Genomic DNA, 21,056 nt, shown 5'->3' with positions numbered 1-21,056 from the left:
AATTAGTTTTGACCCGGAATTTGTGAATTTACAGTATTAGAAAGATGAATAAATTCTGCCCATTCTCTAATTCCACAAATTCAGGTTCGAAATTTATATCCCAAACCCTTTCATAATACCGCGCTGCGAGTTTTGCACAAAATTGATAATCTCGTCGCGCTCAACTGTGGGGTTAAATTCAGCCTCTATAATATCAAGCGCTTTAGTAACATTGTATTTTTTGAGGAAGATAATCCGGTAAATCTCCTGAATCTCGTTAATGGTTTCGGCTGAAAAGCCACGGCGGCGCAGGCCTACCGAGTTGATGCCAATGTATGACAATGGCTCACGGCCGGCCTTGGTGTACGGCGGCACGTCCTTACGTACCAGTGATCCGCCCGAGATCATGCTGTGTGCGCCTATTTCTACAAATTGGTGCACGGCTGATGTGCCGCCAATAAAAGCATGGTCATACACGTTGATGTGACCTGCCAGTTGTACCGAGTTGGCTATAATAACATTATTGCCCACCACACAATCATGCGCTACGTGTACATAGGCCATCAGCAAGCAGTTGCTGCCAATGGTAGTGGTATTCTTGTCAAGCGCGGTGCCACGGTTCAAGGTTACGCATTCGCGGATAACGGTATTATCGCCAATGGTAACGGTGCTTGGCTCGCCTTTGTATTTCAGATCCTGCGGCGGAGCTGACACAACAGCCCCCGGAAATATGCGGCAGTTTTTACCTATACGGGCACCATCCATAATTACACTGTTTGAGCCTACCCAGGTACCCTCGCCAATCTCTACGTCTTTATGTATGGTAACAAACGGTTCAATCACCACGTTATCAGCAATGCGTGCCTGCGGGTGTATATATGCCAAAGGCTGTATCATGTATTACTCTTTGTTTTTTGTTTTTACTATCTGGGCCATCAATTCGGCCTCAACTACCACACGCTCGCCAACCATGCCTACGCCCTTCATTTGCGCTATGCCGCGGCGTATGGGGGCAATCAGGTCGCACCGGAATATAACGGTGTCACCCGGCGTAACCTTATCTTTAAAACGGGCATTTTCTATTTTAAGGAACAGGGTAATGTAATTCTCCGGATCGGGCACGGTATTGAGCACCAATATGCCACCAGTTTGGGCCATGGCTTCAATTTGCAACACTCCCGGAAAAAGCGGCGCATCCGGGAAGTGGCCCATAAACAAATCCTCGTTCATGGTAACGTTCTTCAAGCCTACCACGTGGGTTTTGGTCAGCTCCAAAATTTTATCAACCATTAAAAACGGTTGGCGGTGCGGCAATATATTCATAATCTGCACGGTATCATAAACCGGCTTCATGTTCGGGTCATACACCTTAAGGTGCTTTTTGCTGCGCTCTTTTTTAATAAGCGCCTTTATTTTTTTACCAAAGGCGATGTTTGCCGCATGGCCAGGTCTCGCAGCCATAATGTGGCCTTTAAGCGGAACACCAACCAAGGCAAGGTCGCCAATCATGTCCAGCAATTTATGTCTCGCAGGCTCATTCTGATGGCGAAGTTCAATATTATTGAGAATACCTTGCGGGGCAACCTTGATATCCTTACGGTTGAACAACTTGGCCAGGTGTGCCAGCTCTTCTTCGTCAACCTGTTTGTCAACAACTACAATGGCGTTGTTAAGGTCGCCTCCTTTAATCAGGTTATGTTTTAACAGCATCTCCAGCTCGTGCAAAAAGCAAAAGGTGCGGCATGAGGCTATCTCCTTGGTAAATTCGTTAATGGTTGATATACTGGCATGCTGGCTGCCCAATACATCCGAATTATAGTCGACCATGCAGGTAAAGCGGTAATCGTCAAGCGGCATGGCCACCATCTCTACCTTACGGTCAGCTTCGGTGTAGTGTATGTTATGGGTAATATGATAATACTCACGGTCAGCCTCCTGCTCAACAAATCCACCGCCGGTTAAGGCGTTCACAAACTCAATGGCGCTGCCATCCATAATAGGTGTCTCCGGACCGTCCAGATCGATCAATACATTATCAATCTCTAAACCAACCAGCGCTGCCAATACGTGTTCAACGGTACTTACGCTTGCGCCGTTTTGTGATATGGTTGTTCCGCGCGAAGTGTCGGTAACATTATCTACATCGGCATCAATTACCGGCTGCCCTTCAACATCTACCCGGCGAAATTTGTAGCCGTGGTTTTCGGGGGCTGGGTTAAAGGTCATGGTAACCTTTTCGCCGGTGTGCAAACCGGTGCCTGAAACAGATACAGGCGATTTAATAGTTCGTTGTTTTACGTTCATATAGTTAACATTAACTGCACTCATTACTTGTTGTTATGCAGTTCAGCAATCATTTTTTCTAATTCGGCCACGCGCTTTTCAAGTTCAGGTAAACGCCTGATATTTACATGCGCCCTAAGATAATCTTTTAAAGGCAGGTACGGCGAACCGCCCCATTGTTTGCCTTCTTCGCGGGTTGAGCTGTTTACACCGGTTTGCGCAGAAAATTGCGAACCTTTTGAGATGGTTAAATGCCCCGCAATACCTACCTGCCCACCAATAACCGCCTGCTCGCCAATTTTGGTACTGCCTGATATACCCGCCTGCCCGGCAATAACCGTGTTTTGGCCAACTTCAACATTATGAGCAATTTGCACCAGGTTATCAATTTTAACACCTTTACGAATGATGGTAGAACCCATGGTGGCACGATCTACCGTGCTATTCGCGCCTATTTCAACATTTTCCTCTATCACTACATTACCTATCTGGCTGATCTTATTATATGAACCATCAGGATTTGGCGCAAAACCGAAGCCATCGCTGCCGATAACCGCACCGGAGTGTATAATCACATTGTCGCCCAACACACAATCAAAATATACTTTTACGCCTGAAAATAAGGTAACATTGTTACCAATGGTTACATTGTCGGCAATGTATGTGTTAGGATATATCTTGCTGTTGTCGCCTATGGTTGCGTTCGGGCCTACATAGGCAAAGGCACCGATGAATACATTACTACCAACCTTGGCAGTAGGATGTATAAAGCTTGGCTGCTCAATACCCGTCTTATTTAGTTTGATGGTATTGTATTGCTCAAGCAGCACCGAAAATGCGCTGTAAGCATTATCAACCCGTATAAGCGTAGCGCTTACCGGACCGTTTAAAACATAATCCTTATTTATAATAACAATCGAGGCGCCTGTGGTATAAAGGTGCTGTTCATATTTAGGGTTAGCCAAAAATGAAAGCGATCCGGGTGTACCCTCCTCTATTTTAGCCAGTTTATCAACCGCTACCAAAGCATCACCTTCAACAGTTCCGTTCAATAATAAGCTAATCTGCTGGGCGGTAAATTGCATCGCACAAAGTTATATGTTAATATTAAAGCAACAAATAATACAAACGTTCATAATTTATATCAATTGTTTGGGGTAGCAGAGTATGTGCTTGGTAACTGTTTTAGCCAAGGCGGTAAGGTTGGCGTTATCGCTGGCGGCGGTTATATCCTTTACGCTTCCGTCCTTCATCAGTATGCGGATGTTGGTATCATCTACCTTGTAAGCATCATTCAGCACCGTATCAGTAAACACAAAAAAACCGGCCTCATCCTCGTTAATATTATAATATACGGATGCTTTTTGTGTGAGGTTTTTTACTGTAAGTTCATCCGGTTTGCTATTAGTAATGTCAACATGCAGCAGGTCGCGGTAAACCAGGTTGCGGCAAAGGGTGGCCAAAATAATATCATCGCAATTAATCCAAACCTTTACAGCCGACATGATGTCGGTATCATCCATCTGCGCAAATATTTCCAGGTGCTCCGGGTTATTAACAAAATCATCCCTGCTGATCTCATCGTACAGGAAATGGCATAACGCGGGCGTACAAAACAGCTTTTTGCCGCTAAGCGCCAGTTGGCGTGCACGTACCAGTATTTTATTTAAACCTTGCTCTGCCGCTATAACCGTTTTGTGCAGGTATACCTGCCAGTACATCAGGCGGCGGGCTATCAAAAACTTTTCGATGGAATAAATGCCTTTCTCTTCAACCACAATTTGTCCGCTGTGCAGGTTAAGCATCTTTATAATGCGGTCGCTGCCCACCATTCCCTCTATTACGCCGGTAAAAAAGCTGTCGCGGTTAAGGTAGTCCAGCCTGTCCATATCCAGCTGGCCGGATACCAGCTGATGCAGAAAGCGGCGCGGATAGGTATCATTAAATAAGTTGATGGCCATATTCAACCGGCCATCAAACTCCACATTCAGGCGGCTCATTAATAAGGCTGATATATCCTCATGGCTTATGCCTTGTACAATAGTGCTTTCGAGCGCGTGCGAGAACGGGCCGTGGCCTACATCGTGCAGTAATATGGCTATGGTAACCGCTTCTTCTTCGGCTTCGCTTATCTCGTGGCCTTTGTTGCGCAGCGTTTCAATGGCCAGCCCCATCAGGTGCATGGCGCCAAGCGCATGATGAAAACGGGTATGTATAGAACCAGGGTACACCATATGCGTCATCCCCGATTGCTTGATGTAACGTAACCGCTGAAAGTACCGGTGCTCAATTAACTTAAACACCAAACCCTCCGGTATGCTGATAAATCCGTATACCGGATCGTTAATAATCTTCTTTTTATTCAATGCCTTAAAAAACTGTGCAAATGTGTTAAATATGCTTAACTAAAGTATCTTATATTTGTTATTTTTTGTTAACACGCCTATTTACAAACAACAAAACCCCGAAAATGAGGTTATAACCCAACTAAATAATATTACGATGCAGGATACCACCATATTATGGGCCGATGACGAAATCGACCTGTTAAAACCTCATATACTTTTTTTGAATGAGAAGGGCTATAAAGTAACCACCGTAACCAGCGGTAACGATGCCGTTGAGGCTTTTAAGAACGGTTACTTTGACCTGGTTTTTTTGGATGAGAACATGCCCGGACTTACCGGACTGGAAACACTTTCGCAGATCAAGAACCTGAACAATGACGTGCCAATTGTGCTGATCACCAAAAGCGAAGAAGAGTATTTGATGGAGGATGCTATCGGCTCAAAAATTGATGACTACCTGATTAAACCGGTACATCCCAAGCAAATATTGCTTACCATAAAGAAGCTTACCGAGAACAAACGCCTGGTGACCGAAAAAACCACCATGGCCTATCAGCAGGACTTCCGTACACTGGGCATGACGCTGAACGATAATCTGGACTACCAGGAATGGATTGACGTATATAAAAAACTCATATACTGGGAGCTTGAGTTGGAGCAGCTTGAAGATGCCGGTATGCACGAGATTTTGACTTTACAAAAAGCCGAAGCCAACGCCCAGTTTTGTAAATACATTGAAAAAAACTACCTCAACTGGGTAAAAAACCCCGAAAGCGGCCCGATCAGCTCACCGCAGTTGTTCAAGAAAAAAGTGTTCCCCAGGCTGGACAACGACGGCAAACCATTATTTTTTATTTTGATTGATAACCTGCGCTACGATCAGTTTCGCATCATCAACCCGTTGATATCTGAATATTTCAGGTTAGAGGAAGAGGATATTTACTTCAGTATATTACCTACCGCTACACAATATGCCCGCAACGCCATATTCTCGGGCCTGATGCCGCTGGAAATGGAGCGCCGTTTTCCTGACAAATGGCAGAACGACGAGGACGAGGGTGGCAAAAATCTGTTTGAGGAAGATTTTTTAGGCGATAACATAAAACGCAACCTGCGTAAGGAATGCAAATTCTCATACCATAAAATACTGAACCTCGACGAGGGCAGATCGTTAAATGAGTCGGTTAACAACCTGATGAATAATGATTTGAACGTAGTAGTGTACAACTTTGTGGATATGCTCTCGCACGCCCGTACCGATATGCAGATGATACGTGAACTGGCCAGCGATGACGCCGCTTATCGATCGTTAACGCTATCATGGTTTGAGCATTCGCCGCTGTTTGAATTGTTAAAATACCTGGCACAAAAACAGGTTAGGGTGATTATCACAACTGACCATGGCACCATCAAGGTAAAAAATCCGAGCAAAATCATAGGCGACCGCAATACCAACACCAACCTGCGCTACAAACAAGGGCGAAACCTGAATTTTAACGCAAAGGATGTGCTGCATATACGCAACCCGCACGATGCCATGCTGCCTAAGCTGCATGTAAGCTCAAGCTTTGTATTCGCTAAAAATGATGGTTATTTTGTTTACCCGAACAACTACAACCATTTTGTAAATTTTTATAACGAAACTTTCCAGCATGGGGGAATTTCATTAGAAGAAATGATTATCCCGATAGCTACTTACGGGCCTAAATAATTATTTTTGACTTAAATACACAAGGTTCGTCATAATCGTTATTCGCTGCTTATGGCGAACCTTGTTGATCAAAAACTGAATAAGTGCAACTAAACGTTACATCGCTAAGCGGATTACCCGATGCTGCCCGACAAATAATTACCTATGCCGGCGAGAATAAGATCTTTGTTTTTTATGGCGATATGGGCGCTGGAAAAACTACACTAATAAAGGAACTGGCAGCGGCGCTTGGCGTAACAGAAGCAGTTACCAGCCCAACATTCTCTATAGTAAACGAATACGTCATTCCGGCAGGTAAGGCATACCATTTTGATTTCTACCGCTTGAAGAAACAAAGCGAGGCACTGGATATGGGCTATGAGGAGTACTTTTATTCGGGCAATTACTGTTTTATTGAATGGCCTGAAAAGATCCCTGACCTGTTGCCTGAGCACTACACCCGCATAGCCATAACCGCTTTAAATGATAACCACCGCCAGCTTGAGGTTGAAAATATTTAGGTCCGGTTATTGATTAAATCTGTATCTTCAACATCCGTAAATTTATTGACAGCCAAATGAGTTCAGGTAAATACAGCGGTTTTAGCGATGTGGCACGGCAGGCATTGATGCAAACACAGGAATCAATGCTGGAAGTTAAAACCCGCAAGAACAAGCTCTACATAGGTATACCTAAAGAAGTTTCATTTCAGGAGAACCGCATACCACTTACGCCGCTTTCGGTAGCGTTACTGGTAAATAACGGCCACGATGTAATGCTGGAAAGCAATGCCGGCAAGGCCGCCAATTTTTTAGACAAGGATTACAGCGAACAGGGCGGCCGCATAGTTTACGATACCAAAAGTGTTTACGAGGCCGATATCATCATTAAGATAGCCCCGCCTACCCTGGCCGAAATTGAATTGATGAAGCCGGGGCAATTGCTGATATCAACCCTGCAGCCTGCTACCATGAAGGCCGAAGTACTGCAGGCGCTGCTCAATAAAAAAATAACCGCGCTTTGCTTTGAGCACCTGCTCGACGAAGGCGGCACCCTGACCGTAGTGCGTGCAATGAGCGAGATAGTAGGCGCTACATCCATACTTATAGCCGCCGAATACCTGAGCAACGTTTTTGAAGGCAAAGGCTTAATGCTTGGCGGTATTACAGGCGTTCCCCCTACCGAAATTGTAATTTTAGGCGCAGGTACCGTAGGTGAATATGCAGCGCGTACAGCCATATCATTAGGCGCCGAGGTAAAGGTTTTTGATCCATCGATATACAAACTGCGCCGTTTGCAGAATAACATAGGCAGCCGGGTATTTACCTCGGTGGTGCAGCCTATTGTGCTCGAAAAAGCCATTACTACCTGCGATGTAGCCATCGGTGCGTTACGCGCGCAGGCCGGCCGTAGTCCGTGTATTATAAGCGAGGAAACGGTTAGCCGCATGAAACGTGATTCGGTTATTATTGATGTAAGTATTGACCAAGGCGGCTGCTTTGAGACATCCGAGGTAACCAACCATACCAACCCGGTTTTCCGAAAGTACGATGTAACGCATTATTGTGTACCCAATATAGCCTCACGTGTAGCGCGCACCGCTACTTACGCGCTCACCAATATATTTGCCCCAATTCTGGTTGATATTGGCGATCAGGGCGGTATCAAAAACGTGATCTGGCAAAAAACAGGCGTGCGCAACGCAGTATATATTTACCAGGGGCACCTTACCAACAAGCATTTGGGCGACCGTTTCAATATCCCTTGTAAGGATCTGGACTTGCTTATCGTATCCAACATCTGATACTTATGCGGCTGCTTTTAACAATCAGCTTTGCTTGTTTATTGGTTACAAATGCCTGCGCGCAGGTTTATAAATATATCGACAGTAGAAAGATAACCAGCTATAATGCTTACAAAAAGCAAATCGCCTTGCATCCGCAAAAGCGGCTGGTAAAACTTAAGGAATTGGTACCTGGATTAGTGCTCGATATCCGTTATGCAACTACTAACAATTTCACCAAACAAAAAGTATACAAAAAAGCCGAAGCATATGCCAGGCAGCCTGTGGCCGATGCCTTAAAAGCCATACAGGCGAAACTCAATAAAAAAGGGCTCGGCTTAAAGGTTTATGACGCCTACCGCCCGTATGCCGTTACTGTTAAGTTTTACGAAATAGCTACTGATACTACTTATGTAGCCAATCCGCGCAAAGGCTCGCGGCATAACCGCGGCTGCGCGGTCGATGTTACTCTTATCAATCTTAAAACCGGGCGTGAGCTGGACATGCCTACCGGCTACGACAGCTTTACACCTCAGGCCTCGGCAAACTACAGCCATTTGCCATTTAACAAGCTTAACAATCGCAAATTGCTTCGCGATGTAATGGAGCGCCACGGCTTTAAAGTATACAGCAGCGAGTGGTGGCATTTTGATTATACCGGCTGGGAAAAATTTGAATTGCTCGATATCCCTTTTGAGCAATTGTAACAGCATTATAACATAATTTCAGGCTATTAGCGGCCTCTAATTACGATTTACCAAAACATTAACATTTACGGTGCTGTTAGCTTAAGAGTTTAACAATACACATTTTGCCTGCCTATGAAAATGTTTAGCAAAGAATACTTTAAGCAGTTATGGAAAGTACTCATGGCCACTTTCAGTAGTTTTGGTAATGATAATGGCTTAAAACTAAGCGCCTCGCTTGCTTACTACACCATATTTTCTTTAGCTCCGTTGCTTATCCTTGTATTGGCATTAACAGGCATATTTTTAAAGGATGCGGAAAACCGTAACGAGCTATATGAGCAATTGCAGCAATATGTAGGCGCGCAGGCTACTGAACAAATAAAAGCTACTATAAAAACGCAGGATATAGCAGGCAAAAGTGGCATAGGCCTGGTAATCGGTATTGCTACATTATTGCTCGGTGCAAGTAGTATTTTTCTGGAGATACAGGATTCGCTTAACCTGATATGGCGTGTGAAGGCCAAGCCTAAAAAGGGTTGGGTACGCTTGCTGAAAAACAGGTTTTTATCCTTTTCACTTATTGTCAGCCTGGGCTTCTTGTTACTGGCTTCCCTTGTAGTGAGTATCGTCATCAGCGCCATTAGCGATAAAATCGAAGCCTGGCTACCAAAGGTGTTAGGTAATGATATCTCGGCTGTGGTAGGTACTACGCTCATATTCGCCATTAACTTTGGCGTTACACTGCTGGTTATTTCGGTGCTTTTTGGCATTATATTCAAGGTACTGCCCGATGTTAAAATTAAGTGGAAAGATGTGCGCGCAGGCGCCATATTTACCGCCATACTTTTCATCATTGGCCAGTACATCATCAGCCTGTACATACAATACACCGCGCAGGGATCAGCTTACGGAACCGCGGGCTCCATCATCGTGATACTGGTTTGGATTTATTATACCGCGGCGATACTGTATATCGGCGCCGAATTTACGCAGGTGTATGCCGAAGCAAGGGGCAGCCGTATTGAACCGGCACCTTACGCGGTAGTAATCAGGCAAACTGAATACGAAAGTAAAACCAGCGAATTACCGTTGCAAAACCCGGAACTGGAAGGTGTACTTAAGTGTGATACCGACGACAAGGATAATCCTGAATGCAAAGATGAAACTAAATCCTGATAATTAATTTGTTTAATGGCCGGTACATTGTGTAAATTTAAGTACCGGTTATAAACACATTGATTACGGCTTTACTTAAACGGCGCTTCTTTGTCGTCGCACTATGTATCATTACTTTTTGGTGCGGGCTGCTGCATGTTGCCTATGCCCAGCATTTCGATTTTGATGCATCCCGTAAAAAAATCTCGATTCCGTTTCGCTTTGTGCGTAACTCAATCATAATTCCTGTTAGTATAAACAGCAAAGGCCCTTATAACTTTATACTCGACTCAGGGGTCGGCTTGATGCTGATTACGCAACCCAACCTGGTAGACTCACTCAATATTGACTATAAACGGCTGGTAAAAATTCCGGGGCTTGGCGACGGCGATGATGCACAAGCGTACATCACAGGCCCCCTTGATGTAAAGATTGCGGGCACACAGAGCTACGGCATTTCGGCAGCGATTTTAAAAACAGACAACCTCAACCTGTCCGGCTTTGTGGGCATGCCTATCCACGGCATAATCGGCTACGAATTTTTCAACAACCTGATCGTACAGATCAACCTGGCAGATATCGTTTTAAATGTTTATCGCCCGAAAGACATTCACCGTATTAGAAAGAAAGGCGATAAAATACCGATGGTAGTCGAGGAAAAGAAACCTTACATCTTCTCCAAAGTAACTTTGCCCGACGGATCATCATCCCTAAATAAACTACTCGTTGATCTGGGTGCAGGCCATGCGCTATCCTTAGATTACCTGATACAGAAAAAAGGAATGCCTGATAAATTCATTGCCGCCAATCTCGGCGTTGGGCTTAACGGGCCAATCACCGGTTTCATCAGCCGGGCTAAACAGCTTGATTTGGGCGGTTACAAAATACTTAATCCGCTTACCTCTTTTCCGGATGGTAACAATACCAACATCAAGCCTTCCATACCGCGGGATGGCAACGTTGGCATGGAAATATTAAAGCGCTTTAAGATCACCTTTGATTATAGCGGCAATGCGATCTATCTCAAAAAGGCAGCTAAATTCAGGGAACCGTTTGAGCATGACATGACAGGCATTGAATACTACGCGTCAGGGCCGGGATTGCAGCATGTAATTATCAGCAGAGTAGAGCCAGGCTCATCCGGTTTTGATATCGGACTTGAACGGGGGGATGAGATTATATCAGTTAATTTTAAACCTGTTTACAGGATGAGCCTGGAGGAGATCGACAATGTTTTTAAATCGAAGCATGAACGCACCGTTTTGCTTGAAATATACCATAGCGGTAAAGCCGAAATGGTTGTGCTCACCTTAAGGAGACGAATTTGAGGTGGCTGCTATTTAAGCCGGCTCAAATTATCAAAAAAGGCAGACTGCAGATCGAGCAGCGAACGTACCGGTATTTTTTCGCCATAAACATCAAAACACAGGTACTTTGATTTTGCGGGATCATCCTGCTTTTCTTTTTCTATTAGGTTAAATGTTTCAAAGAAATAATGCTTGGTAGTCACATTATCTTTACTGGTTTGGGAGTTGAGACTGAAACCGACCTTGTCGATCCATTTGTGAACACGCGAGTGTAAGGATGCTCTTAATTTTGCCATAGGATTGATATTTAACCTATTAACGGATTTTAAAACGGAATTGTTGCCGGTTATTCACAATTAGTTTATGAACAGTTGTTATAAATTTAAACTAACACCTGCTGTTTGAAGCTAAATCGATAATTTTACCATTGGTTAAATTTGTTTATTTACAACCCATGTGCGTAAACATTGTAATATTGTAGAATGAGAGCAGTATTACAAAGAGTAAGCGAGGCCGCCTGCCGGGTTAACGGCGAAGTAACCGGACAGATCCAAACCGGCTTTTTAGTACTATTAGGCGTAGAGGATGCCGATACCATTGAAGACCTGCAATGGCTTGCCCAAAAAATTGCCAATATGCGTGTATTCGGTGATGAGAATGGCATGATGAACAAAGCGCTTGCCGATGTTGATGGCAGCATCTTACTTATATCCCAATTCACGCTGTTCGCTCAAACCAAAAAGGGCAATCGCCCTTCATTTATCAGGGCGGCACGCCCGGATAAGGCTATTCCACTTTATGAGCAAATGATAACGGAACTCGGTAAACTGACCGGCAAACCCGTTGCTACCGGCATTTTTGGTGCCGATATGAAGATCAGCCTGGTGAATGACGGTCCTGTTACCATCACCATCGATACAAAAGTGAAGGAATAAGCATTCCTTTAAAAAATTTTAAATTCATTTATGGAAATCAAGGAAGCGCAGCATCTTGTTGATAGCTGGATAAAAACTACAGGCGTGCGGTATTTTAACGAGTTAACCAATACCGCCATTTTAATGGAAGAAGTCGGCGAGGTGGCCCGCATAATGGCCCGGCAATACGGTGAGCAATCGTTCAAGAAATCGGATACGGAAGTTAACCTGGCTGATGAAATGGCCGATGTGCTGTTTGTACTGATTTGTTTGGCTAACCAAACAGGAATCGACCTTACCGACGCGCTGTTAAAAAACCTGGACAAAAAAAATATCCGCGATGCCGAAAGGCATAAGAATAATGAGAAATTGAAATAACAGTATATGAAAAAGTTTGCGCTTGCTGCCGTTGCGGCATTAGTTATTGCCGGGTGTCAGGATAAAAAAGGTGTTTCATACGGTTTTGCCGATAAGGCTGAAAATTTGACGGTTAGCGATGTTGTTTTAACTGAGCCGCCGGTAGCTAATGAGTCATTAAAGACTATGCCGGCGCCGGCGCCGTCCGTACAAAAAAAGATCATTAAAGAAGGGGACATCAGCTTTGAAACCAACGATATTGCCAAGGCGCGCAAACGGGTAACGGATGCCTTGAAAGTTGTTGGCGGTTATGTAAGTGAAGAACGACAGGCCAACAACAGTTACGAAAAACGTATTGAATATACGTTGGATGTGCGCATCCCAGCCGCTAAGTTTGAGGGCTTTTTAAAAGAAATTACCGCCGCGGGCGACAGGATAGAATCAAAGAACATACGCACCCGAGATGTTACTGCCGAATATATTGATGTAACCACCCGCCTCAACAACAAAAAGGCCTTAGAGAAACGCTACCTCGAACTGCTTGCCAAAGCCGGCAAAATGGCCGATGTGCTGGAAATAGAGAGTAAGTTGAACGATGTACGCACGGATATTGAAAGCAACCAGGGCCAACTGAATTACCTGAGCAAGCAGATAGATTATAGTTCGCTCAGCATCACCTTTTACACGCAGCAGTCAGCAAAAGATAATGGGCAGGGTTTTGGTTACCGTTGGCAAAAGTCAATAGGGGATAGCTGGGGTATCGCAGTAAACCTTTTCTTCGGCATTATAACCTTGTGGCCGGTATGGTTGTTAGCTGCGATTATTATTTACATTATACGGCGGTTGATAAAACGCCGTAAAGCCAAACGTACACAACAACAATAGTTAAACGCTTAGCTTAACCAGCTTTTCGCCCAGTAATACAGGTATGGCAGTGGTAAGGTCAACATTAAGGCAAAAAGCAATGTCTTTTTCAATACCCAATTGTTTTAAACGTTCGCTGTGCGATGTTTTGCTGAGGTAACCGGCAAGATCATTCTTGGCTAACTGGTATAGGTCATTAGCGGCAATGGCCGGGTCATCCGTGCGGTGTACCGAACCTTTAAGCTGTTCAACTATCGCACCGGCAAACAGGGTGTCCTCCAGGTTAAAATTGTTTTTCCAGCCCGAGCATACCAGCAAAATGTTTTCATGCTGATCTTTCAGCCAGTTGCATAACGCGGTCAGGTTTAAAAATGAACCTAAAACAATTTGTTTAGCACTGCGCGACAAATGCAGCGCATGCGTGCCGTTGGTGGTGGTAAGCACTACCGTTTTCCCGGCAACCTTATCGGCGGTGTAGGAGAATGGCGAATTACCAAAATCGAAACCCGCAACCACCTGCCCGTCGCGCTCGGCGGCAAGCAAATAGCTTAAACCTTTTTCGCGGTAAGCTGCGCATTCTTCCACCTGTGATACGGGGATGATGGCCTCCGCACCGTTTTCAATACCGTAGCAAATAGATGTTGTGGCGCGAAAAATATCGATCACCACAACAACATAGTCTTCCACTTTGTAAAGCGGCAGCAGGGCCGGGGTAAGGCACACTGCCAATCCCGGCTGGCTTTGCGTTAAGCTGTTCGTTTGATCAACCAATTTTGGATGGTTTTATTTGTAAAACGGCGGTTTGGCAACCTTTGCCTTTACTTTGTTATCACGAATTTTGATGTAAATCTCGGTACCCTCTTTAGCAAAGGCATTAGCCACATAACCCAGACCAATAGCTTTTTGCAGCGATGGCGATTGCGTGCCTGATGTTACCCGGCCTATATTATTACCTTCTGCGTCAACAATTTCATAATCGTGGCGGGGAATGCCGCGCTCGATCATTTCAAAGCCAACCAGCTTTTTGTTGATGCCGGCTTGTTTTTGCTCGGCAAGTTTTGCCGAGTTGGTAAACTCCTTGCTGAATTTAGTTACCCAACCCAAGCCGGCTTCAAGCGGCGAGGTGGTATCATCTATATCGTTACCATACAGGCAAAAGCCCATTTCCAGGCGCAGGGTATCACGCGCGCCCAAACCTATCGGCTTAATACCAAATGGTTCGCCTGCTTTAAAAATAGCATCCCAAATGGCCTCAGCATTCGCGTTGTCAAAGTAAATTTCAAAACCACCTGCGCCGGTATACCCCGTTGCTGATACCAGCACATTTTCAATACCGGCAAAAGTTCCTTTTTTAAAGGTGTAGTATTCCATTGAGGCCAGGTCGATATCGGTCAGGCTTTGCAGGGCTTCGGCAGCTTTGGGGCCCTGCACAGCCAGCAGTGATGTACGGTCTGATATATCTTTCATATCAACACCTTCTGTATTGAATTTAGATATCCAGTTCCAGTCCTTTTCAATGTTCGAGGCATTAACTACCAGCATATAGGTTTTCTCGTCAATACGGTAAACCAGCAGATCGTCAACAATACCGCCATCCTCGTTAGGCAGGCATGAGTATTGCACCTTTCCGTCATACAATTTTGAGGCATCGTTGCTGGTTACACGCTGTATCAGGTCGAGCGCCTTTTCGCCTTTCAGGATGAATTCGCCCATGTGGCTTACATCAAACACACCAACGGCTTTACGCACAGTTTCGTGTTCGGCGTTAATGCCGGCATATTGCACAGGCATGTTGTAACCGGCAAAAGGCACCATTTTAGCGCCCGCCTTAATATGTATATCGGTTAATGCGGTATTTTTCATTTCAGTTAATATGCCGCAAAAGTAGTAAAAATACGCTGATTTTTATGGCTTGATCAGTTGGCTGTAATAGCCGGTAAGGCGGTTGGTAACGGCCGTAACATTATGTCTTTCCTCAACCAGTTTGCGGGCGTTTTGGCCAATGCGGCGGCAGTAGTGCTCATCGGCAATACAGCGCTTAATAGCGTTAAAAAACTCGGCACGCGTATTAGCGATAATGATATTTTGGCCATGAGTATATTCAATCCCCTCGGCACCCAGTGAGGTAGAGATGATACACTTCTGCATCGCCATACCTTCCACTATCTTCACCCTCATACCACCACCTGAAAGCAGCGGAACAATCATGATGGCTTTGCTGTTTACAAACTCCAGGGCATCATCAACTTCGCCCTGAATGTATATTTTTCCCGGCACTTCGTAATCGTCGAACGTCTCAGGAATATCATTACCGGCCAGGTAGAAGCGTACACGCAGATCACCCTCAGTAAGGTCGGCATGAAAATTATCAATAAACCACTCGATCCCTTCCAGATTGGGCATCCAACCCAACGAACCTAAAAAGAAAAGGCTTGGAAATTCTGTTTTGTCCGTGGAGGGATGGTATTTATTCAGCTCAATGCTGATCGGCAATATCTCTACCGGGGCTTTAGCGCCGTACTCAATAATGCAATTCTTATCCTGATCGGTAAACGCGATGATGCCGTCAAACCGGCTTAGCTGACTGATCTCATAGTCCTTTATCCGCTTGGCCAGCAACATCAGGTATATCCGTTTAAACGGATCCGCCTTGCGCTGAGCTATGCGGTGCCATACCTGATGCTCAATGTTATGCGCGCGGTAAATTATTTTAGCTTTTGAATGTTTTTTTACCGCGTTGAGGTATGGTGTAACAAACAAGCCCTCAAATTGTACAACATCGTAAGTGTTGCTGCGCAATTCATTGATAAGTATCTTCTCGGCACGCTCATCAAAATATTTATCAATAAAAGGCACAGCAGCGGTAAACAAGCTTGTGAATCCTTTAAAAATGCTGATATCCGTGTTTACGCTGCAATGGCGATAAGTTATACTATCCAGTATATCGTCTGATTTGTAATGCCTGTCGGTTACCTGTTTCTCGTCTAACGATATTAACGTTACCTGATGGCCTTGCGCAAGCAATCCCCTTATGGTATTATATACCACAATAGGGTAACCGCCGTTTTGCGGAAACAAAGCCCGGTGAGTCAGTATCAATATATTCAAAACAGAAGAAGAAGGTTTACAGGGATAAAAATATTGTTATTGAACCAAACAGGCAAGTAACTTGCTCATAGTATGACACTCAATCTACATAAAAAATACAAAAAAGGGCGGCATTACAAGGTATCTTCAAACTTTAGTTTGAGTTGTGGCTCGGTCACCTTAAAGCTTAACCGGTGATAAGGCGTGTGCCCGTTTTGCAAAACCATATTACGGTGTTTTATGGTAGGATAACCTTTGTTGCTGTGCCAATCGTATTCAGGATGTTCGGCGGCAATAAGTTTCATATAATCATCCCGGTAAGTTTTAGCTAATACTGACGCGGCCGCAATGCTGTAATACTTAGCATCGCCCTCCACTATACAAAAGTGCGGTGTGGTGCCATATTTATTAAAGCGATTACCGTCAATAATCAAAAAACCGGGTGTAACGCTTAACTGCTCAATTGCCCGGTGCATGGCTAAAAATGAGGCATTCAGTATATTGATGCTGTCAATCTCCTTGTTACAGCACGATGCTACTGCCCAGGCTAAAGCGGTTTGCTGTATTTCGTCGCGCAGTATATAACGGGCATCTTCCGAAAGCTGCTTGGAATCGTTAAGCAGCGGATGTTCAAAATCGGGTGGTAAAATTACCGCCGCCGCGAAAACCGGCCCCGCTAAACAACCACGGCCCGCCTCATCACACCCCGCCTCAACTAAATCATACTGATACCGCGCTAATAACATACAATCAATTTTATTCAAATATCGGCTTAATTGCCCGTTTTTTAACAACACTGTTTTAATAAAGCCAACACCCTTACAACTTTATTTTATTGTTGTTAAAACATTTATTGGCATAGTAATATTATACTTGTGCAAAAATTAAAACTGCGCGTATCCCCAAATGAGCGACCCGGCGAAAACGATTATAATTTTCGATGACGATAACGATATACTTTCAATCTGTTCGTATATTTTAGAAGAACACGGATGGAACGTGCATACGTTTGAGGATTGCAATGATATTGTTAACCGCGTTTCAGTTATTATGCCGGATGTTATATTGATGGATAACTGGATACCCGACACCGGTGGTATTAAAGCCACCCGTACCCTTAAAGAAAACGAGGACCTGAAAGATATTCCGGTAGTTTATTTTTCCGCCAACAGCGATATCGAGTCGCTTGCCGGTGCCGCCGGTGCCGAAACCTACCTGGCAAAACCGTTTGATCTGGACGATCTGGTATCTACCATAGCAAACGTGGCGCACAAATAATACCTGCACGCCACGTTATTTTTTCCACTACTATTTATCCGACCGTTACATCGGACCGCCACCCGGCGGCGGACCACCTGCACCGGGACCTCCACCCTCGCCTCTTCTATAATCGCGCTGCCCGCCTTGTGATGGCGCGCCACCTGCAAATTTGCGCAACCTTAACGAGAAGGTAAGCAACACATAACGGCTCAGCCTGTTTACGTTGCTTTGTGTGGTTATGGTACCGTTATCTGTTGAAGTAAAGCCTCTGTTCTGGTTCAAAAGGTCAAGCCCTGAGAGGCGGATGGTTGCTACATTATCCTTCAGGAAGCGGCGCTCTACGTAAACATTCAATATATTGGGGTTGGTAACCGCTACGTTGTAACCATAATTGATAGAGCGCGTAAAATCATAGCTCAGCGTCCAGTCTTTCCAAAAATAGTTTTTACCGTTTACACCCAGGTTTAAAGTACGGGCGTTTGTGTTTAGCAATGGGTTGTTACCAATAGCGCTAACCGTGCGGTTTATGGCGTAACTGCTGTTCACCTCAGCATCCATTACATCATCAATGTTAACCCTGAAGCGTACGCCAGGAGTTAAAACCAGGTTTTTCGAAATGTTTTTTTCAAATTCAGATGCGCGGTTCAAGCTATCCACACTGTTTGAGTAACCTATATTGTTGCTGTAGGTTACATTACCATTCAGGAACAAGGTGTATTTACGCTCGGCAAACGGTTTTGAAAATACACTGAAACCGCTTAACTGGTAATAACCATCGGCATTTCGGTAAGTAGTTAAGTTAGTATTCTGCAGATTTTTTAATGATGGATCTGCCGCCAGCGTAGCCTCGCTGAAGCGACCGTAAGTGGTGGTTTGCGATACCACCTGATCCATAGTAGTAGTATAAGCAAAACGGGTGAAGAATACGTTGCCTGTTTCAAAGCTAAAGTTGTTGTAACGGGCTTCGAGCGTGTTGGTAAACGACGGTTTCAAGTCAGGATTACCTAATACCGGGTACAAAGCATTTGACAGGTCGAGCACCGGCTGTAACTGGTTGAACGATGGCTGATTGGCTTGTCCGTTGTAATTAAAGTTGATTGATTTACTGCGCGAAAAGTTATATACAAAACGTGCGGTAGGTATAAAGTTAAAGGTGTTTTTAACGGTTTGCGGCGCATTTACAGAGTTGCCTTTTAACGAGGCCGGCTGCACACCAAAACCAGCTGTCAGGTTATATTTACTTTCAACCAAACGGTAGTTTAGCCCTACCCTATTAGTAGTAAAGGTATAATCGTAGCTATTGCTTAACAGCGCGTAACGGTTAAAGTCGCCATCGCTATATTCGGTTGGCGGCGTAGTACCGGTGTAGCTTAAAGTATCTGTCAATTTATCACTGCTGGTGTTAGAGTGATTGTAAGCGTAGTTAAGCTCCAGGAACGATACTTTGCTCAAGGGCTCCATGTAAGCAAAGTTGGCACCCCACGTGGTAGTACGGCTGTTAGTATTAATGCGCTGGTTTAGAGGTGTAGTTGGTGTACCCGCGGTGTAGTTATATATCGGGTTATCAAACTGATCGTTCTTGGCCGTGTTCCAGCTTAAATTCAAACTAAAGTTGCGGCCGCGTTTACCAAACTTATGGTTATATAAAGCATTGATACCATAGTTTGGCGATGTAGTATTGGTTAACGAGTTAACTGAATAAGCCTGGTTTGCACTTGCGCGGCTACTATCGGCAAGGGTATAAATTACATTTTCAGAACCTACCGTATTAGTACGGGAGTAAGAGAACGATGGTGTTATTTTAAAGTAGTTTATGGTATCAGGTTTCCACTCCACATTAAAGTTGAAACGGTGGTTTAAAGGGTTATTAGTTTCCTGACTGCTAGAGCTGCTGGTGCTCGGGTTTTGAAACCGGTTTATTTGCAAAGAGTTGGTGGTGGTGTAGGTACTATTATCGTTAAAGCTATAGCTACCATAAACCGATACATTTTTACCCCATTGATCCCTGAAGTTTAAACCCAGCGACTTGGCATCCGTAATACCATTTGCATTGGTAGTAGTACTACCACCGCCACCACGAAGCGCGTTGCCACGGCCACCACCGCCGCCTCTGCCCCCACCGTTAAAGTTACCGCCAAAGCCGCCGCCGGTAGCGCCGCTAAAACTAAAGGTATTCAGGTTGGTGTTATTTAAATTACCTAACACCGCTATCTGCTGATCGCCTTTGAATTTAAAGTAGTTTACATTACCCAGGTAACGGTTAGCATTATTTGCCTCATTGCTTGGTAGTGCATCGGTACCTTCACCTGCAGTTGCCTGTAACGAGTAGCCATAGTTCTTATCCTTACGGATGTTAATGTTCAATATCTTGTTAGGCTCGCCGGTTTTAACGCCGGTAAGGTTAGCCTGATCGCCATAATCGTCAATTATCTGCACACTCTCCACAATATCGGCAGGGAGGTTTTGGGTAGCTGTTTTCAAGTCGCCGGCAAAAAAGTCTTTGCCGTTAACACGCACCCTGGTAACTGATTTACCCTGGGCGGTAACATTACCGTCCTTGTCTACGTCAACGCCGGGCATTTTGCGTATGGCATCTTCAACCGGGGCGTTATCACGCACTTTATAGGTGCTTATTTTATACTCAACCGTATCTTCTTTAAGAGTTACCGGATTCGGCGCGCCTACAATATTTACCTGGTTAAGCTGGTTGTTTTGCACCTGAATTACAATGTTACCTAAAGACACCGGCTCAGTACCTGCCTCAAGCGAGTAGTGCTTTAGCAGTACCTGGTAACCAATAGAAGTAACCGTAACATTAATTTTAGTACCTTTTACTGATGGAAAGGTGAATTTGCCGTTCATATCAGCAGCAATAACGGAGCTGTCACCCTCGGCCGAGGTAAGTTTAACACTTGCGCCGGGTACCGAGAGTTTTGTAGAATCTATTACCGTACCGCTAACCGACCGGCCTGTTTGTGCATAAGTGGTTAGCGTTGCCGCAAACATCAAAGCCAGGATCAGTAAATATCGTTTCATCATTTTGGGGGTGTGTATTGTTTTTGTACTTATTAGAATTTAATTAACCTGAATTTCACAATACAAATGTTTAGCTAAAAAGTGTTAAAAAGTGTTATCATACATTATTGTTACACAAGCTATAAACACCATTACCTCAACAAAAAACAGGCTATTTGCCATTGTTTTAACTAAACAGCCGCATAAGCGTCCGTTTAATTAACTTTAAACAACTGCAACTAAACCAAAAATTAAAATTGCGATGATTTTAACAATGTTGTTACCTATTACAACGGCAATGCAAATTCATAAATACACTGTACAA

20 protein-coding genes are annotated in these 21,056 nt (G+C 44.5%); 10 read left to right on the top strand and 10 right to left on the bottom strand.

What is annotated here, in order from left to right; translation table 11 throughout:
- Positions 1-93 precede the first annotated feature (93 nt).
- The 4 genes from lpxA to LT679_RS17040 are packed head-to-tail and all read right to left on the bottom strand — an operon-like array spanning position 94 to position 4,628.
- Positions 94-876: an acyl-ACP--UDP-N-acetylglucosamine O-acyltransferase gene (lpxA, locus tag LT679_RS17055; RefSeq protein ID WP_232178878.1), complete on the bottom strand. Its 783-nt coding sequence runs from the start codon at positions 874-876 to the stop codon at positions 94-96.
- Between the two features lie 3 nt (positions 877-879).
- Positions 880-2,283 carry a bifunctional UDP-3-O-[3-hydroxymyristoyl] N-acetylglucosamine deacetylase/3-hydroxyacyl-ACP dehydratase gene (locus LT679_RS17050; RefSeq protein ID WP_232179056.1) on the bottom strand — a complete coding sequence of 468 codons (1,404 nt, stop codon included), beginning with the start codon at positions 2,281-2,283 and terminating at the stop codon, positions 880-882.
- Between the two features lie 23 nt (positions 2,284-2,306).
- Positions 2,307-3,347 (bottom strand): UDP-3-O-(3-hydroxymyristoyl)glucosamine N-acyltransferase, encoded by a 1,041-nt coding sequence (gene lpxD, locus LT679_RS17045; protein WP_232178877.1) that lies wholly within the window; start codon positions 3,345-3,347, stop codon positions 2,307-2,309.
- A 54-nt stretch (positions 3,348-3,401) separates the two neighbouring features.
- Entirely contained in the window at positions 3,402-4,628 is a 1,227-nt protein-coding gene (locus LT679_RS17040) for an HD domain-containing protein (RefSeq protein ID WP_232178876.1), read from the bottom strand.
- Positions 4,629-4,764: 136 nt separating this feature from the next.
- Here LT679_RS17040 and porX point away from each other — a divergent pair, with 136 nt between their 5' ends.
- The 6 genes from porX (at position 4,765) to LT679_RS17010 (ending at position 11,255) form a co-directional block, all read left to right on the top strand.
- Positions 4,765-6,321, top strand: coding sequence for a T9SS response regulator signal transducer PorX (porX, locus tag LT679_RS17035; protein ID WP_232178875.1), 1,557 nt, complete (start codon positions 4,765-4,767; stop codon positions 6,319-6,321).
- 83 nt (positions 6,322-6,404) lie between these two features.
- A complete protein-coding gene (gene tsaE / locus LT679_RS17030; RefSeq protein WP_232178874.1) occupies positions 6,405-6,821 on the top strand; it encodes a tRNA (adenosine(37)-N6)-threonylcarbamoyltransferase complex ATPase subunit type 1 TsaE in 417 nt (138 codons plus the stop codon).
- Between the two features lie 56 nt (positions 6,822-6,877).
- Positions 6,878-8,104: an alanine dehydrogenase gene (locus LT679_RS17025; protein WP_232178873.1), complete on the top strand. Its 1,227-nt coding sequence runs from the start codon at positions 6,878-6,880 to the stop codon at positions 8,102-8,104.
- A 5-nt stretch (positions 8,105-8,109) separates the two neighbouring features.
- Positions 8,110-8,790 (top strand): M15 family metallopeptidase, encoded by a 681-nt coding sequence (locus tag LT679_RS17020; protein ID WP_232178872.1) that lies wholly within the window; start codon positions 8,110-8,112, stop codon positions 8,788-8,790.
- 114 nt (positions 8,791-8,904) lie between these two features.
- The gene (locus tag LT679_RS17015; protein WP_232178871.1) at positions 8,905-9,948 is read left to right on the top strand and encodes a YihY/virulence factor BrkB family protein; all 1,044 of its coding nucleotides are present in this window, start codon (positions 8,905-8,907) and stop codon (positions 9,946-9,948) included.
- A gap of 203 nt (positions 9,949-10,151) precedes the next feature.
- Positions 10,152-11,255 carry an aspartyl protease family protein gene (locus tag LT679_RS17010; protein ID WP_232178870.1) on the top strand — a complete coding sequence of 368 codons (1,104 nt, stop codon included), beginning with the start codon at positions 10,152-10,154 and terminating at the stop codon, positions 11,253-11,255.
- Between the two features lie 8 nt (positions 11,256-11,263).
- On the opposite strand, the gene LT679_RS17005 is transcribed toward LT679_RS17010, so the two are convergent.
- Positions 11,264-11,530: a hypothetical protein gene (locus tag LT679_RS17005; RefSeq protein ID WP_232178869.1), complete on the bottom strand. Its 267-nt coding sequence runs from the start codon at positions 11,528-11,530 to the stop codon at positions 11,264-11,266.
- Positions 11,531-11,716: 186 nt separating this feature from the next.
- Here LT679_RS17005 and dtd point away from each other — a divergent pair, with 186 nt between their 5' ends.
- Genes dtd through LT679_RS16990 form a run of 3 tightly spaced genes read left to right on the top strand, consistent with a single transcriptional unit; the run spans position 11,717 to position 13,390 of the window.
- On the top strand, positions 11,717-12,169 hold the full coding sequence (gene dtd, locus LT679_RS17000) for a D-aminoacyl-tRNA deacylase (RefSeq protein WP_232178868.1): 453 nt from the start codon (positions 11,717-11,719) through the stop codon (positions 12,167-12,169).
- Positions 12,170-12,199: 30 nt separating this feature from the next.
- Complete coding sequence (locus tag LT679_RS16995) at positions 12,200-12,526, top strand: nucleotide pyrophosphohydrolase (protein WP_232178867.1); 327 nt, start codon at positions 12,200-12,202, stop codon at positions 12,524-12,526.
- A 6-nt stretch (positions 12,527-12,532) separates the two neighbouring features.
- Positions 12,533-13,390 (top strand): DUF4349 domain-containing protein, encoded by an 858-nt coding sequence (locus LT679_RS16990; protein WP_232178866.1) that lies wholly within the window; start codon positions 12,533-12,535, stop codon positions 13,388-13,390.
- On the opposite strand, the gene LT679_RS16985 is transcribed toward LT679_RS16990, so the two are convergent.
- The 4 genes from LT679_RS16985 to LT679_RS16970 all read right to left on the bottom strand — a co-directional run bounded on the left by LT679_RS16985 (position 13,391) and on the right by LT679_RS16970 (position 17,202).
- On the bottom strand, positions 13,391-14,140 hold the full coding sequence (locus LT679_RS16985) for a 2-phosphosulfolactate phosphatase (RefSeq protein ID WP_232178865.1): 750 nt from the start codon (positions 14,138-14,140) through the stop codon (positions 13,391-13,393).
- A gap of 12 nt (positions 14,141-14,152) precedes the next feature.
- Positions 14,153-15,232 carry a glycine cleavage system aminomethyltransferase GcvT gene (gene gcvT, locus LT679_RS16980; protein ID WP_232178864.1) on the bottom strand — a complete coding sequence of 360 codons (1,080 nt, stop codon included), beginning with the start codon at positions 15,230-15,232 and terminating at the stop codon, positions 14,153-14,155.
- A 42-nt stretch (positions 15,233-15,274) separates the two neighbouring features.
- Positions 15,275-16,477: a glycosyltransferase family 4 protein gene (locus tag LT679_RS16975; RefSeq protein ID WP_232178863.1), complete on the bottom strand. Its 1,203-nt coding sequence runs from the start codon at positions 16,475-16,477 to the stop codon at positions 15,275-15,277.
- Between the two features lie 113 nt (positions 16,478-16,590).
- A complete protein-coding gene (locus LT679_RS16970; protein WP_232178862.1) occupies positions 16,591-17,202 on the bottom strand; it encodes a ribonuclease HII in 612 nt (203 codons plus the stop codon).
- A 160-nt stretch (positions 17,203-17,362) separates the two neighbouring features.
- Here LT679_RS16970 and LT679_RS16965 point away from each other — a divergent pair, with 160 nt between their 5' ends.
- Positions 17,363-17,734: a response regulator gene (locus LT679_RS16965; RefSeq protein WP_232178861.1), complete on the top strand. Its 372-nt coding sequence runs from the start codon at positions 17,363-17,365 to the stop codon at positions 17,732-17,734.
- Positions 17,735-17,779: 45 nt separating this feature from the next.
- On the opposite strand, the gene LT679_RS16960 is transcribed toward LT679_RS16965, so the two are convergent.
- Positions 17,780-20,755 carry a TonB-dependent receptor gene (locus tag LT679_RS16960; protein WP_232178860.1) on the bottom strand — a complete coding sequence of 992 codons (2,976 nt, stop codon included), beginning with the start codon at positions 20,753-20,755 and terminating at the stop codon, positions 17,780-17,782.
- Positions 20,756-21,056: the final 301 nt, after the last annotated feature.

The sequence above is a fragment of the Mucilaginibacter roseus genome (genome assembly GCF_021215455.1).
GTDB lineage: Bacteria > Bacteroidota > Bacteroidia > Sphingobacteriales > Sphingobacteriaceae > Mucilaginibacter > Mucilaginibacter roseus.
The sequence above is the reverse complement of the archived record's forward strand: the minus strand, read 5'-3'. Positions and strand labels throughout refer to the sequence as shown.